11 protein-coding genes and 1 pseudogene are annotated in these 15291 nt (G+C 41.3%); 10 read left to right on the top strand and 2 right to left on the bottom strand.

Annotated features, from left to right (window positions below):
* Window positions 1–89: 89 nt before the first annotated feature.
* Together RM552_RS12035 and RM552_RS12030 are read left to right on the top strand one after the other, a co-directional pair.
* A complete protein-coding gene (locus RM552_RS12035) occupies window positions 90–1076 on the top strand; it encodes a DMT family transporter (RefSeq protein ID WP_311369099.1) in 987 nt (328 codons plus the stop codon).
* A gap of 132 nt (window positions 1077–1208) precedes the next feature.
* Window positions 1209–1550 carry a DUF3718 domain-containing protein gene (locus tag RM552_RS12030; protein ID WP_311369098.1) on the top strand — a complete coding sequence of 114 codons (342 nt, stop codon included), beginning with the start codon at window positions 1209–1211 and terminating at the stop codon, window positions 1548–1550.
* A 75-nt stretch (window positions 1551–1625) separates the two neighbouring features.
* Here the strand turns inward: RM552_RS12030 and RM552_RS12025 are convergent, their stop codons facing one another.
* Window positions 1626–2195 carry a hypothetical protein gene (locus RM552_RS12025; RefSeq protein WP_311369097.1) on the bottom strand — a complete coding sequence of 190 codons (570 nt, stop codon included), beginning with the start codon at window positions 2193–2195 and terminating at the stop codon, window positions 1626–1628.
* A gap of 207 nt (window positions 2196–2402) precedes the next feature.
* On the opposite strand from RM552_RS12025, the gene RM552_RS12020 reads away from it, so the two are divergent.
* Both RM552_RS12020 and RM552_RS12015 read left to right on the top strand, forming a co-directional pair.
* Window positions 2403–3254, top strand: a complete 852-nt coding sequence (locus RM552_RS12020; protein ID WP_311369096.1) for an alpha/beta hydrolase family protein — start codon at window positions 2403–2405, stop codon at window positions 3252–3254.
* Between the two features lie 135 nt (window positions 3255–3389).
* Complete coding sequence (locus tag RM552_RS12015) at window positions 3390–3770, top strand: VOC family protein (RefSeq protein WP_311369095.1); 381 nt, start codon at window positions 3390–3392, stop codon at window positions 3768–3770.
* Between the two features lie 13 nt (window positions 3771–3783).
* On the opposite strand, the gene RM552_RS12010 is transcribed toward RM552_RS12015, so the two are convergent.
* Window positions 3784–4437, bottom strand: coding sequence for a TetR/AcrR family transcriptional regulator (locus tag RM552_RS12010; protein ID WP_311369094.1), 654 nt, complete (start codon window positions 4435–4437; stop codon window positions 3784–3786).
* A gap of 261 nt (window positions 4438–4698) precedes the next feature.
* Here RM552_RS12010 and RM552_RS12005 point away from each other — a divergent pair, with 261 nt between their 5' ends.
* The 6 genes and pseudogenes from RM552_RS12005 to RM552_RS11980 all read left to right on the top strand — a co-directional run bounded on the left by RM552_RS12005 (window position 4699) and on the right by RM552_RS11980 (window position 15289).
* Entirely contained in the window at window positions 4699–5973 is a 1275-nt protein-coding gene (locus tag RM552_RS12005; protein WP_311369093.1) for an efflux RND transporter periplasmic adaptor subunit, read from the top strand.
* Between the two features lie 14 nt (window positions 5974–5987).
* Window positions 5988–9116 carry an efflux RND transporter permease subunit gene (locus tag RM552_RS12000; RefSeq protein WP_311369092.1) on the top strand — a complete coding sequence of 1043 codons (3129 nt, stop codon included), beginning with the start codon at window positions 5988–5990 and terminating at the stop codon, window positions 9114–9116.
* Between the two features lie 117 nt (window positions 9117–9233).
* Entirely contained in the window at window positions 9234–9935 is a 702-nt protein-coding gene (locus tag RM552_RS11995) for a DUF2982 domain-containing protein (protein ID WP_311369091.1), read from the top strand.
* A gap of 34 nt (window positions 9936–9969) precedes the next feature.
* Window positions 9970–10248: an RNA recognition motif domain-containing protein gene (locus RM552_RS11990; protein WP_311369090.1), complete on the top strand. Its 279-nt coding sequence runs from the start codon at window positions 9970–9972 to the stop codon at window positions 10246–10248.
* A gap of 20 nt (window positions 10249–10268) precedes the next feature.
* Window positions 10269–10487: pseudogene (locus RM552_RS11985) on the top strand (VF530 family protein); the annotation flags it as partial.
* A 308-nt stretch (window positions 10488–10795) separates the two neighbouring features.
* Window positions 10796–15289: an ExeM/NucH family extracellular endonuclease gene (locus RM552_RS11980; protein ID WP_311369089.1), complete on the top strand. Its 4494-nt coding sequence runs from the start codon at window positions 10796–10798 to the stop codon at window positions 15287–15289.
* Window positions 15290–15291 lie beyond the last annotated feature (2 nt).

The following is a 15291-nucleotide window of genomic DNA, read 5'->3' as shown; positions in this document are numbered from 1 at the left end:
TATACAAGTGTGATGTAAACTTGAAAATATCAGTAACAAGTTATAACAATCTTACACTTGTTTTTAGCCAAAATAGTTGATTACCAACCTTGCACATATCTTCCAAATTAACAATGTTCTCCGCCACTATCTTTGCGTTGCTAGCTTTTGCTGGTAATTCGGTATTGTGTCGCTTGGCTTTATTGCCTGCTGAACTGCCCAGTGCCGGCAACGACCAAGTATTGTTGGCGACAGGGTCTCAGGCCATAGACGCCACAAGTTTCACCGTACTACGTTTATTGTCAGGAAGCATTGCTTTATTTGTTTTTGTGACAATAAATAACGCCCGTTTAAAGCGTAATTTGACTGCACCAAATGTCAACTTCTCAAGTTTATTTACAATTCGGTCATGGCTTGCATCGTTTTGTTTATTTGTTTATGCCGCAACATTTTCTTTTGCTTATATCAGCTTACCTACTGGTGCTGGTGCCCTACTATTATTTGGATGTGTGCAACTCACTATGATTGTCAGCAGTATCATGGCAAAAGAATCATTGAACACCCAAAAATATATGGGAGTTTGTTTGGCTTTTTTGGGCTTATGTTTACTAATGTATTTTCAAGGGAACACTAATTCAACAAAAGAGGCTACTGGTTTAGCACTAGATACTTCACTTATAACTGGCTTCATATTAATGGTTGTTTCGGGGATCGCTTGGGCCATTTATACCTTACTTGGTCGCGCTTCAAAGGACCCAATTATTGATACTTACGCTAATTTTACGAAGAGCTTACTATTTTGCGGCTTGTTATGTTTTCTTTACTTAATGTTGCCCGCTACAGTGACAAGCTACGGTATAACATTAGCGTTGCTTTCTGGCATTGTCAGTTCAGCATTGGGTTATGCAGTTTGGTACTACGTTTTGCCACAACTATCACGTATTCTCGCTGGCGTTATTCAACTTTTAGTGCCTGTTATTGCCGCTTTTGGTGGCGCTATCTGGGCGCAAGAGGCAATTACCCTTCCTTTAATTATTGCGCAAATAATGGTGCTCGGTGGCATTGCTTTAGTTATTATTAATAAACGCAAATCGTAATATATTTATACTTTATTGAGTGAATGTTGCGTTTCATACCACCGTTTGTGTCTTTCATCACTTAGAAATTTTTTTAGACTTTGGTAGAGCTAAAGTAAAGCCTCGATAAACAAATACAGTTGAGAGCTTTTTATGAAAACCATTACCCAAAATCAAACTTCATCCACCTTATTTTTTCGATTGTTAAGCGCAAGCACACTTTCGCTTTCTCTACTTTTTGCTGCCAATATTCAAGCAAAGACAGGAGCGCAGGAACTTAGGCTAGTCGATCTGTGTGAGACTGTTCAGGCTGATAAACCGCACGAACTTAGAAGAAAAATGAAAAACTTATATATTAGTCCCCGAAAAATCATGGCAGATTTAAAATGTAACGGTATGGATCCACTTGAGTTTGCAAGTATCTCTGGTTCTGAAAAAGTGGTGAACTATTTAAGCAAGCATACAAATGACGATACGCTGTTATCCAAAAAGTAGAGACACTGGGCGAGTACGGTTTGTTTTTGAGATACATTAATAAGCCGTACTTTTTTAACACATATCAAAATATCTTCATTTAAATTTATGTGTAAACCATTGTGAAATTGAAAAACGCATTGGATAGTTTGTCGCGATTTGCGCTGCTAATACATATCCAAGGTATGCGACGATTAGCCAAATCCAGCCGTTTTGCATGCTTATGACTTGCGGCCAATATCTAAACCAAACAAAAGCATCCACTAAATTCATAACAGAATTGATAATAAAATTAATCAATAAATCGATTGATAACTGACTCCAAAATTGCGCCCACGTGAAATCGATAAGGCCAAATAAGAATGCGCCTATTTCACCCACTTCAATAAATACGTAGGTGCCGAAGGCCACTAAGCCATAAAATCCCCCACCAAAAAATAACCATTTATTTGTTGCGGTTTCGCCAATGGCTAATTTTTCCTGCCCTTCTTTTTTTTGAGTATTTTTACGGTCAGTTTTCATGTTCTTCATTGCTTTTTTTAAGCTTTGTTTGCCTGAAGGGTCATTCAACTTGCCAGTTACAGCGACTTTACTTACCAATAAATAAGTCAAAATAAATACCGGCAATGCCGCAATAACAGTCGCTTTTAGGATTTCTATTATCATTTGTTGTATACATATTTAGCTTGTGCTTTAAGCCACAGGAGCACAAATTGATGGCAGGTCCCAATCAAATTACCGAGAATAGTTAGTTTTTGCAAATTTTAACTAAAAACTGCAAGGCTTAAACCTTTTTAGATTTTTAAGCGTCTATATTATTTGTGAATTAATTAGTCGTGGTGCAAACTGCGGTTGAGCATAATAGGAACTATTTTGAAAGTAACTAGCTTAAACATATCACGCATATTAGCACTTGTTGTTACTCTTCTATGCGCTCATCCCAATTTGGCTGAAGCAAATAAACATATTGCTGTGGAATTTGAAAGTCAATCTGCCAACCTCGCTGGCACAATAGTAATGCCGGTAAATCAAAACATACATGCAGCAGTAGTGTTTGTGCATGGTTCAGGTAAGCAAACGCGCAATTTATATTGGGCAGAACAATTTGCTAACAATGGTATTGCTGCTCTAGTTTATGACAAACGCGGTGTGGGCAAATCTGGCGGAGAATATGAAAGCAAGCAGAGCGTAAGTGGTATGAATATTAGTTTATTGGCGGACGATGCAGTGGCAGCACTAAATGCGCTCGCGATGAATGTTACAAACGACGTCCCATTGGGTTTAACTGGCATTAGCCAAGCCGGCTGGATAGTCCCTATGGCAGTTGAGAAAACCGATAAAGCCGACTTTATGCTTTTGTGGAGTGGGCCAGTTTGTAGGGTCAGTGAAGAAGATATATTTAGCAAATACACCCGTGATAAAGACAGCGAAAAAAATCCGAGTTATGCGACAGCGCTAGCGGCTAGAAAAGCCCCTTATGTTTGGCCCGATTTTTTGGGCACAGATAGCGACCCAAGCACTAGTCTTGCCAATATTGATATTCCTGGCCTTTGGATATTTGGTGAAAAAGATGGTTCTATACCGGTTGATTTGTCTATTGAACGTCTGCAGTTGCTTAACAATAATGGCAAAAAGTTCGAATATGTTTTGTTTTCACATCAAGGCCATAATAATATGTCATCAACGTGGTCAACAGCAATGGATTGGATAAACTCTTTAGAATAAAAAAAAGAGTCTATGCTTGATTAATTTCTTCATATTAGAAGACTGAAATAAAACCTATCACTTTAATGATCGTTAAGACTTGCTTTAAACTATAAATATCGTCGTTTAAATAAAATAATAATTAAGGGGAAAGGTATGTTCAGCCACATTATGATTGGCGCAAATGACATAGAAAAGTCGAAAAAATTTTATGATGCGGTGCTTGGTGCTCTTGGTCACAAGCCTGGCGTAATAGATGAAATGGGCAGGTGCTTTTACTTTGCCGATGGAAACATATTTGCCTTAACGAAACCCATCAATGGAGAAGTAGCTTGTCATGGAAACGGCTGTACTTTTGGATTTGCAGCGGCTTCAGCGGAGCAAGCTGATGCGTGGCACGCGGCAGGCTTAGATAATGGTGGCACCGAGTGTGAAGATCCTCCAGGTGTGCGTGAAGGTGCGGGCCGCAAGTTGTATTTAGCCTATTTACTTGACCCCAGTGGTAACAAAGTGTGCGCGCTTAAAGCGGTAAGTTAACAAACTTGCTTTTCTACAAAAAAGGTATCAGCCCAACGGTTTTTTTGGCGACCTTCTCAGCGTGTAATTGTGTTGCTTGGGTATCTAGATCGTACGGTAAGTGCAAAATACTTCGCATGTGAAAATCGCCCTTCAATAGATTAAAAAAATCACCTGAGAGTTCGCGAGCTTTATCGAAGGGAAGGGCGCTAGATGGATGTTTTGTTAGCAGATCTGCGACTATATTTACGCTGTGCACAGGGCCAGCTTCGTGAAACAGGCTACCGACATGAGTATCTTGCTTCGATTCACCAATGACCAACTTATACATTGAAATAACATTTTCGTCTGTGAGTAATTGAACAAACCGTACGCCAATAAGAGTTAAAATGTCTTCCAGAGAATGGGTTTGAATATCGAAACTAGAAATTTCAATTTGGTATTCATCACACTTATTTTCAATTATTGCGTTATAGAGGGCGTCTTTGTTTGTGAAATGTGAATAAACAGTTTGCTTTGAAACACCGCTTTCTTTTGCAACAGCTTCCATTGACGTACCTGCGTAACCATGCGCCAACAACAACTCAGCTGCAGCATGCAAAATACTGTCGCGTTTTTCTTTACTTTTAGGCCTGCCTGCCCCTTTTATTTTTCTATTGGCCTGCATTTTAGCGTTTACTGTATTCAATTTTCATCAAGGGTTTCATTACTCTATTTAACCTGAACTTAGAAAAATAAACAACACGTCATATTTAATGCGAGTTCACCCACCTTACGTGCATGAATTTATTGATTAAATGCTATTCTGTTGTGAGTTCTACTTTGTCATTGTGGCTCAATTAATCAAAACATTTCAAAAATTTAACATTACTAGACTAGACAGTCCAGTATTTTTATTCTAGGATGCTTACATAGCAGGTATATTTTTAGTCTTTCTGGGATTTATTGCATGTCATTTTCATCTGATGTATCAGGGTCAAAACAAAGCTCCAACAATCTAGAACGTGCAGATAACAAGCCAAATAAAGCGCTGCTGTTTGGCGTTTGTGGAGTATGTTTTGTGTTACTCATGGTTTTGATGATGTTTTCAGGTAACCACGCAGCTCAGGCGCTGAACAACGAAGATTTATTGAGTATGCAAAATGCTAAAGTCGAAGTGCTTAGCATAAAGGTTCAAAATTCCTACACTAAACCGCGCAGTGTATTTGGCCAGATTGAAGCAGTCAAAAAGTCTGATATTGGTTTTGAACTAAGCGGCTCCTTGCAATCAATAGAGGTTTTAGAAGGGCAAAATGTTGTCAAAGGACAAGTATTAGCAAGTCTAGATACAGCAAGGCTTAGCGCTCAAAAAAGTGAGCTAAAAAGTGCACTCGCACGGTCAAAAGCCAATTTAGCATTGGCTAAAGTATCACAAAAGCGTGTGGTGAAATTGGTAGACAACAAGTTAGAACCACAACAGTCTTTAGATGAAGCACAAGCTCAGTTAGATGCAGCTATCGCGGCGGTTGAAGAAGCGAGTGCGCGAGTCAACACCTTAGAAGTCGAAATTAGAAAGTCAATTTTGTATGCCCCATTTGACGGCCAAGTAGTGCAACAATTTTTTGATGCAGGAACGGTAATAAGCCCAGGCCAAGCTATTTTCTCTCTCATTGCGAGTGATAATTTAGAGGCACGTTTTGGCTTGCCAGATAACACCGCATTTGGCTTAATGAAGGGGCAAAACTATACTTTAAACATTCAAAATACCCCATTTACGGCGACCGTGAAATCGGTTGCTCAACAACGAAATCAAGCCACAAGAACAATAGATGCGCTTTTTTCAATAAATATAAACGACCTGTCATTGCAACAGCGACAATTCATGGTAGCGGGTGATTTAGTATCACTGAGCGTCGACTTGGCATTACCCAAACAGGGCGCTTGGGTGCCTATTAGTGCTTTAGCATCTGGAATTAGAGGGCTCTGGACACTCTATGTTGTTGAAGGCGACAAGGTACAAACTCGTCTAGTTTCCATAGAATATAGTGATCAAGAAAAAGCATACGTTAGTGGCGCTATCAAAAATGGTGATTTAGTTGTGCGAGGCGGTATTCAAAGACTCACGCCAAAACAAACGGTGAAAAATGTTGTGCATTTGGAATTACAGGATGTGTTAGCTGAGCATACATTTGCCAATATTCCTGAGTCCTCTGGGCATATTTTAAATATAGAAAGTAGTTACTGATTATGGCTGTAAATATGTCAACTAACCACGATTCAACTTGGTTTAGCGCATTTTTTAGAAAAGGCCACTTACTTGCGCTCAGTTTAATAATTATACTGGTCGCAGGTTTATCAGCCCTTAGTAACTTGCCGCGTTTGGAAGATCCGCGTATCGATTTGCGAAATGCTTCTATATTTACAAGTTATCCCGGTGCTTCAGCGGAACGTGTGGAAGCCCTCGTAACTGATGTTATAGAAGATGAACTACGGCAGTTCTATGAACTAAAAGAAATTACTTCAACGTCTAAGGCCGGTTTCTCTTCGGTATCGATATCCTTACAAGATTGGGTTGACAATAGTAGCAATCAACAGATTTTTTCAAAAGTACGTGATGCCATAGACGACGCTGCAAAGAGTTTTCCGGCGGGGGTAAACGCGCCAATATTGGAAGACAAACGCGGCGCAACAGCATTTACAGTCCTACTTGCCCTTAGTCCAAAATATGCCCAGCAAAGTGATTTAGCATTAGTTGGGCGCTTAACCCGTGAGCTAGCTGACCGTATTCGTAATGTACCCGGCACCGAGTTAGTGCGTATTTATGGCGAACCAAAAGAAGAAATCACGGTTACCATTGATCCCCAGCAACTCGCACTCAGCGGTATTAGTTTGGAGCAAGTTAGTCAGCGAATTCAAAATGCTGACGTAAAATTACCTGCAGGCGTTCTTTACAGCGATTTACAAGATATGCGGGTGCAAGTAGCAGAACCCTTAGCGAGCACAGCGTTATTGGCGCAAGTCCCATTACAAACGGGTGACGGCCGTTATTTACGCTTACAAGATATTGCGAATATAGAAAAAAGCCAAATTAATCCAGAACAAAACATTGCGATAATAGACGGTGAGCAAGCTGTTTTTATTGCAGCGCGCATGCAAACTACAGTTAGGGTCGATACTTGGACCCAAGGTATTTTTAAAGAACTAGAAGACTTTGATAGCGAGTTTGGTAACTCTGTCAAATCTGACGTTATTTTTGAGCAAAATAAGTATACCGATGCACGTTTGGGTGAATTAAGTGGCAATTTGCTGCTAGGCTCATTGGTAGTGATGTTGGTCATTCTGTTTTTCATGGGCGCAAAAGCGTCTTGGATTGTGGGTTTGGCTCTGCCTCTATGCGCTTCATTTGCTGTTTTCAGTCTGACTTTCTTTGATCAACAAATTCATCAAATGTCTATATTCGGTATCATTATTGCGATTGGATTATTAATAGATAACGCCATAGTAATCACTGATGAGATTAGAATTAACTTGCTCGATAATTCCATTAGCCGTTTACAGGTGTTAAATAAAAGTGTTCGGCACTTGTTTTCACCTCTATTGGCGTCAACATTAACCACTATTTTAGGCTTTATGCCCATATTTCTACTAGCTGGTAATATTGGTGATTTTATTGGCCCCATCGCTATTAGCGTTGTAATGGCATTAATAGGTTCTTTGGCGATTTCACTTACTCTAATAGCCGCTTTAGCAGCCCGATATTTGCCTCGCGATGCTAAGCCAGAAGCCCCTTGGTATTTGCGGGGCTTTCAATTACCGTCAGTATCGTCTGCATTCAGGGGTGTGATAGCTAAGGCCATTCACAAACCTTTATTAATATTACCATTGGTGGTGGTGTTTTGTTTGTCAGGCTTTGTATTATCGCAGCAATTAGCAAATGTGTTTTTCCCCAGTGCCGACCGTGATCAATTTGAAGTGTATTTATTCACACCAGCGGGCAGTAGTATTAAAAACACACGAACTCTCACCTTGCAAGCAGACGAATATATTCGTGCGAAAGACGGTGTTGAACAGGTCACTTGGTTAATTGGCGCTTCGACTCCTTCCATTTATTATAATCAAATAATGACGCGTGAAAATAACCCTAATTTTGCAAATGCTGTTATTACTGCAGACTCCGTCGAAAGCGCCGACAGTCTTATTTTTGAGCTTCAGTTAGAATTGCAAGACGCGTTTCCTAATTCAAAGATAATCGTGCGGAAATTTAGCCAAGGGCCTCCCATAGCTGCGCCAATAGAAGTAGATATTTTTGGTCCTGACCTTCAAATATTGGATGAGCTAGGGCAACAAGTTAATTTAGCAATGAGTAAAATACCGGGTATTACTCAATCTTTAAGTTCTGTAAGTACCGGTGAACCTGAATTAGTCGTAGATCTTAGTGAAGATCAATCCTATTTATCGGGTTTAGGATTGTCAGACATTGCTCAGCAATTGCAAATATCTTTGGCAGGCAAGACAGGAGGTTCAATATTAGAAGGCACCGAAGAACTGAAGATACGCGTGCGAGTTTCCAATGAAAAAAGGAGCTCATTGCAAGAACTCGATACCTTACCGCTGATAGGCAGAACGGCAAATAGCAATGTACCCAATGTAGTTGGCTTAGGCGCTTTAGGTGAACTTAATATCAGACCAAGTATTAGCGCAATAACTAGAGTCGATGGCGAACGTGTAAATAAAATTCAAGCATACTTGTTCCCTGATATACCAGCGATTACCGTAAGTGAACAACTACGCCTCTTAATAGAAGAGATGGTGACTCTACCGCAGGGTTACCGTATAAAAATGGCTGGTGATGCCGATGAACAACAACAGGCATTGGGGCAACTTGCTACCTATTTACCAGTGTTGCTGGTATTAATGATCACTTCATTAATTTTGAGTTTCAGCAGTGTGCGCTTTGCGGTCGTGATAGCATCGGTGGCAATGCTGTCAGTTGGCTTAGGCTTTTTAAGTCTTTGGTTATCCGGTTTGCCAATTGGCTTTAACCCCTTGTTGGGCAGCGCGGGACTAATTGGTGTTGCGATTAATGGATCGATAGTTGTGATTGCCGCAATAGCGGCCAATAAAGATGCAATGCAGGGTGATACTAACGCGATAGTGTCTGAAACTATGAGTTGTAGTCGTCATATATTATCAACCACATTTACCACTGTAGGCGGTCTAATTCCTCTGTTACTTTTTAGTGAAGGGTCGTTTTGGCCACCATTGGCGGTAGTGTTAGCCGGTGGTGTTGGCTTTTCGGTTATTTTGTCACTATTATTTACCCCAGTACTAGTAGCAACTCTCAACCGTATAAGATACAGAAAGCTCTGCAGATTGGCTGGAGCTTAGGTAAGTTGACAGCTTAAATGAAAAAATTGATCAAATGGTGGCAAACAGATTGTGCTTTTTGCAAGCGTACAAGGTATATCATAATATGGGCTATCATTATGATCGTATTTTATTTTTATGTCTGGCAGTGAATCTGAATCTATTTATATCCGCAGTAGTGCGGCGACAAACGGTATTACGACACTAATTATTGGTGCTTGCGTTGCTGTCTTCGGCTTTTCGATAATTACCTTTTTACCAAAATTGTTCTTTTTAGTAGGAGTATTGTTTGTCAGTGGCAGCATTATTGCATTTGTAATGGGCTTCTATAAACTGAGAGAACCCAAATATAGCTTAGAAATTACCAAAAAGGGTATTGTATACCATCATCGCAAAGGGCAATGGAGAATGCCTTGGGAAAATATACAACGAATCGATGTACCCCGTGTGCATAAAGGTTTAGAGCATATCGATTTAGAAATGGTTGGTTTTAGGCTTAAGCAATCTGAAGCCTTTTTAGATAACATATCACCTCGTTTAGTCACGCATTTACTCATGGAGCAGCGTCCCTTGGTCGCACAAATCATTCAAAGTGGCTGTGAAACCGGACAGTGCTATGGCGACGATGTGATTGAAGATACAAAGTACAAATTATCCGATGGCACCTTAATAAAAGGTGTAAGCGCGATGTTCGCTAATCGTATGCGCAAATTACAACAAGGCCTTGGATATGATGTGTTTTTGTCGGTTAATGAATTAGACCGTGGAGCATCTGAATTTGTAACTTTGTTGCGTGAATGCCAAGAAAGCGTAATATCTAAAAACGCGTTAACCGAGTAAGACATTATTTATCTACATAGGATATACCGAAAGCATGAAAATACTCGTACGAAATTTAGCAAGAACAAGCACACAAGAAAACCTGGAAGTTCTTTTTAGCAATATTGGAGCGGTTCAATCTTGTAACATCGTAATGGATCAAACAAGTGGGTTGTCTAAAGGCTTTGGATTTGTCGAAATGCCAAAGGTTGGTGAAGCTAAACAAGCTATCAATAAATTAAACCACCATGTGTTAGACGGCAATAAAATACGGGTGAAAAAGGCCGAACAGAAGCCGGGCTCAGATACTGTCAAGTCTAGTGAAGCCTCATGAGTGAATCCGCAAAACCAATCATGAGTCCAGACATAAATAAAGATCCTTTGCATGGCGTGACTTTAAAAAAAATTGTCGAAAGCCTAGTTGAAAAATATGGCTTTGAAGAGCTTGGAAGGCGAATCAATATACGTTGCTTCACCCACGATCCAAGCATCAAATCGAGTCTAACTTTTTTGCGCAAAACACCATGGGCGCGCAAGAAAGTCGAAGACTTATTTATTAAGCAAAAAAGTCTGTTCTAATCAAATAGACGTTCTTAATTGAAGTTGTGAAGTTGCCTCACAAAGTTTTTACCTCATCAACATTCGTTGCATGTGAGTTTGCGCGACACCATATGTTTTAAATGCCTTAGTGTGCTCAACAGAAGCTCGCCAAAACTGGTAAAAGAAGCATATTATTGCGTTTTACATATGTAAAAATATACCTAACCCCGCTTAATATGAATCTTTTATTAAATCATACTTTCGCCGCTAACCCACCTGTTGTATAGATCAGGAAGGTCGTTTATGCTCTTGCTTCACTTACGGACAAGACAAAGAAAAGTATGAAATTAAAACTCTCTGCATTAATCACAATGTTTGCCGCTTTTGGGGCTCACGCAAATCCTTTTATCAACGAAATACATTACGACAATTCAGGCGCCGATTCCAATGAAGCAATAGAGATTGCTGGACCTGCCGGTACTGAGCTCTCGGGTATGAGTGTTGTTTTATATAACGGCAATGGTGGTGGCACATATGGTACTATTTCGTTATCAGGCGTTTTACCCAATGAAGGTAACGGTTTTGGAGCCGTTTCAGTTTTTCGCGCCGGCATTCAAAACGGCTCGCCAGACGGTTTAGCCTTAGTTGCTGCCGACGGAAGCGTAGTACAATTTTTAAGTTATGAAGGCACACTGACTGCTTCAAACGGCCCAGCTAGTGGCATGACGAGCATTGATATTGGCGTAGCTGAGTCAAGTTCGGCTGCGGTCGGCACTTCATTACAATTAGTTGGTGAAGGTAGTGTTGCTAGTGACTTTACTTGGGCAGGGTCAAGTTCAGAATCATTTGGTTCTATCAACGTTGGTCAAACATTTACTGGCGGCGATGGCGGTGGAGATGATGGTGATGGCGGCGATGATGGCGGCGGCGATGGCCTGGGTATCATCTCTGGCAGTGCATGTCAGATAAACGACAACGCGAGTCAGTGTCCTGATTTGCCTATTATCAAAGACCTTTCAACGTTCGACGCAAATAGTTATTATCAAGCTGCGCAAGATGAAATCGCAAACGGCTCTTCTCAATCCGCTATTAAAGCGGCAATTAGTAGTGTTGTTAGCAATGAACAGAATGTATTAACTTACAGCGAAGTTTGGACAGGCTTAACTTACACAGATGAAGACCCTAGTAATACGGATAATGTCATTTTATGGTACAGCGCGCGTTCGCAAGCCAAACTAACGAATGGTAGTGGGTCTGCAGCATCTTCAAATGGTGATAACTGGAACCGTGAACATTCGTGGCCACGCAGTCGTAACTTTGACAACACGTCTTTAGCTGCTCACAATGATCTACATCACTTAAGAGCAACTGATATTTCAATTAATGGTTCTCGTGGTAGTTTAGACTTTGATAATAGCGAAAACCCCCTAAGCGAAAGCCCAATAAATCGTATCGACAGTAATTCCTTTGAGCCAAGGGACGACATCAAAGGCGATGTAGCGCGCATGATGTTCTACATGGATACACGTTACGAAGGTCTCGACGCTGATGGCTCACCTGACTTATTGCTAGTGAACAGGTTGACGTCTTCTGGAGAACCTAACCTTGGCTTAGTGTGTCGTCTAATTGCATGGCACGAAGCTGACCTAGTTGATGAATCGGAACAATTAAGAAACGATAGAATTTATCAGCTCCAGGGTAACCGTAATCCGTTTATTGATAATCCTGCTTGGGTTTCGTTACTTTATTCTGCAGATTCTTGCGATTCGACTGGTGGCGGAGATGATGATGGCGGCGATGACGGCGGCGATGATGGTGGTAACGACGGCGGCGACAGTGGAACAGGCAGTTCAACTTTAGTCTTCATAAATGAAATTCATTACGATAACAGTGGTTCAGATACTGGTGAAGCAGTTGAAGTCGCGGGTCCAGCTGGGACTGATTTGAGTGGTATGACGCTTGCGCTTTACAACGGTTCTAGTTCACAACGTTCCGTATATAGAACGATTGACTTAAGTGGTGTAATCGGAAATCAACAAGGTAATTTTGGTACTATTTCTTTTGCTACTTCTGGTCTACAAAATGGTGGACCTGATGGTCTAGCTTTAGTGGATGCCGAAGGCGTGGTAATCCAATTCCTGAGTTATGAGGGTAGTTTTGAAGCAGCAAGCGGCCCTGCTGAAGGAATGACTAGCACTGATATTGGTGTGTCAGAAGCAAGCAGTACACCAGTAGGTCAGTCTTTACAGCTTTCTGGAACTGGATTTAGATACGAAGATTTTACTTGGCAAGCCGCGGCAGAAAATACGTTTGATGGCGTTAATAATGGTCAAACATTCGTTGCACCATCTCCATTTGTAAATGAAATTCATTATGACAATAGTGGCGGAGATGTTGGCGAAGCGATTGAAATTGCAGGTTTGGCAGGAAGTGATGTAAGCAATTTGAGTTTGGTTTTATACAACGGTTCTAGCAGTCAACGCAGTGTTTATAGAACAGTCGGGCTAACAGGTGTGATACCAAACCAGCAAAATGGTTTTGGAACGCTGTCTTTTGATATCTCAGGCATACAAAATGGTGGGCCAGATGGTTTGGCACTTGTAGCGGCTGATCAGTCTGTTATTCAGTTTTTGAGTTACGAAGGCAGTTTTGAAGCAGTAAATGGTCCGGCTCAAGGCATGACAAGCACAGATATTGGTGTGAGTGAAGCGAGCAGTACTCCAGTAGGTCAATCACTTCAGTTATCTGGTAACGGCTTTGGGTATGATGACTTTACATGGCAGGCGCCAGCAGCAAACACCTTTGGTGCGATTAACAATGATCAAAGTTTTGGGTCAGGTGATAATGGTGGCGGAGATGGCGGCGGTGACAATCAAATTGGCATATGTGGTGACTCGGCTACCTTAATTAGTGCAATCCAAGGCAGTGGAGATGAGTCACCTTTATTAGGCCAAGTACATGTTGTCGAAGCTACAGTTACGGCAGTTGTCCCAGCACTAGGAGGCTTTTTCCTTCAAGAGCAAGACGCTGATGTAGACGCTGACCCTACTACTTCTGAAGGTCTATTTGTCGCATATACTGGCGGCGATGTGTTACCTCTATCAAATTCGGTTGTCAGAGTGATTGGAACAGTTGAAGAATTCTTCGACCGGACTCAACTTAATGTCATTGATAGTTTTGTTGAATGCGTGGACTTTGACTCGTCGGTGAGTTCGTCGTCATTGTCGTTGCCTTTTGCCAATGCCTCGCAGGCTGAAACCCTGGAAGGTATGTTAGTAAGTGCGGCTTCTGAATTAGTTGTTTCTGATAATTTCAACCTCGCTCGTTTTGGTGAAGTTAGTTTGTCAAGCAAACGTTTGTTTACTCCGACTAATCAATTTAGCCCGGGTTCACCAGAGGCGCTTGCTTTAGATGCTGAAAACGAACTTAACACGGTATTGTTGGATGATGGTGTAAATGGCCAGAATCCGGAAGATGTTATTTATCCTGCAGGCGGTTTCTCTGCTAATAATACGCTGAGAAATGGTGACACAGTCACTGACTTAACAGGTGTATTGGACTTTAGTTTCAGCAACTACAGGGTCATTCCAACGGTATATCCAACCATTGTTGCAAGCAATGAACGTGAAGAAAGCCCGGTTTTAACTGCTGGCAATTTGACCGTCGCAAGTTTGAACGTACTCAATTACTTCACTACCATAGATGAAAATGGCAATCTATGTGGACCTAACGATTTGGGCTGCCGAGGCGCAGATAGTGCAGAAGAGTTTGCGCGACAAAAAGCCAAAACGGTAGCAGCTATCGCAACTATGGACGCTGATATCGTTGGTCTGATGGAAGTCGAAAACAATGGCTTTGGTGAAGGCTCTGCGATTCGTGATCTTGTTGATGCTATCAATGCAGAACTAGGTTCCCAAGTTTATACCTTCGCTGATGCAGGTAGCACTTTAGGAACGGATGCAATTATGGTTGCTATGCTTTATAAGCCTAGTGTGGTTGCACCTGTGGGCGACTTAGCCGTTTTAGGGAGCGCCAATTCGATTAGTGATGAGTTTGGTCCTTTATTTGACGAACGAGCTAACAGACCAACCATTGTGCAAAAATTTGCGTTAGTTGAAAATGGTGCAGAGCTTACGGTAAGCGTAAACCATTTCCGCTCTAAGGGTAGTCAATGTGATGATGATGATGGTCCGATTCCTGGAGATGATGACCTCACCACAGGACAAGGTTCTTGTAATCTAACTCGTGTAAGGGCAGCTCAAGCGGTATTAGCGTTCTTGGATGCTAATTTTGCCGACACGCCTACCTTAATTATTGGTGATTTAAATGCTTACGCAAAAGAAGATCCCATTACTGAGTTGGAAAATGCTGGATTTACTAACTTGATAAATTCATTTAATGGTGATGCTGCATATTCATATGTATTTAATGGACTCTTTGGCTATTTAGACCACGTGCTAGGCAACGATTTAATAGTCGAAAGTGTTGTAGATGTTGCTGAGTGGCATATCAATTCTGACGAGCCAAGAGCATTAGATTATAATGTTGAATTTAAGTCTGATACACAATTAGAGAGTTTCTATTCAGCCGACCCTTACCGAATGTCAGATCATGATCCGGTATTAGTGTCATTAGATATTCAAGCCCTAACGGTCAAAGGCGACTTTGATGGTGACGGTGATGTAGATACAGACGATATTCGTGCGTTCATGCGCGCTATTTTGAGAAGGCAGGACATAGATATTGCGTTCGACCTGAATGAAGATGGTGTGGTGGACATTAGAGATGCTCGCGCTATGCGCAGCTTATGTACTCGTAGCCGTTGTGCTCGATAATT

Origin of the sequence: Glaciecola petra, from assembly GCF_031846345.1 — a bacterium.
GTDB classification, from domain to species: domain Bacteria; phylum Pseudomonadota; class Gammaproteobacteria; order Enterobacterales; family Alteromonadaceae; genus Glaciecola; species Glaciecola petra.
This window is presented reverse-complemented; position numbering and strand designations above follow the sequence as displayed.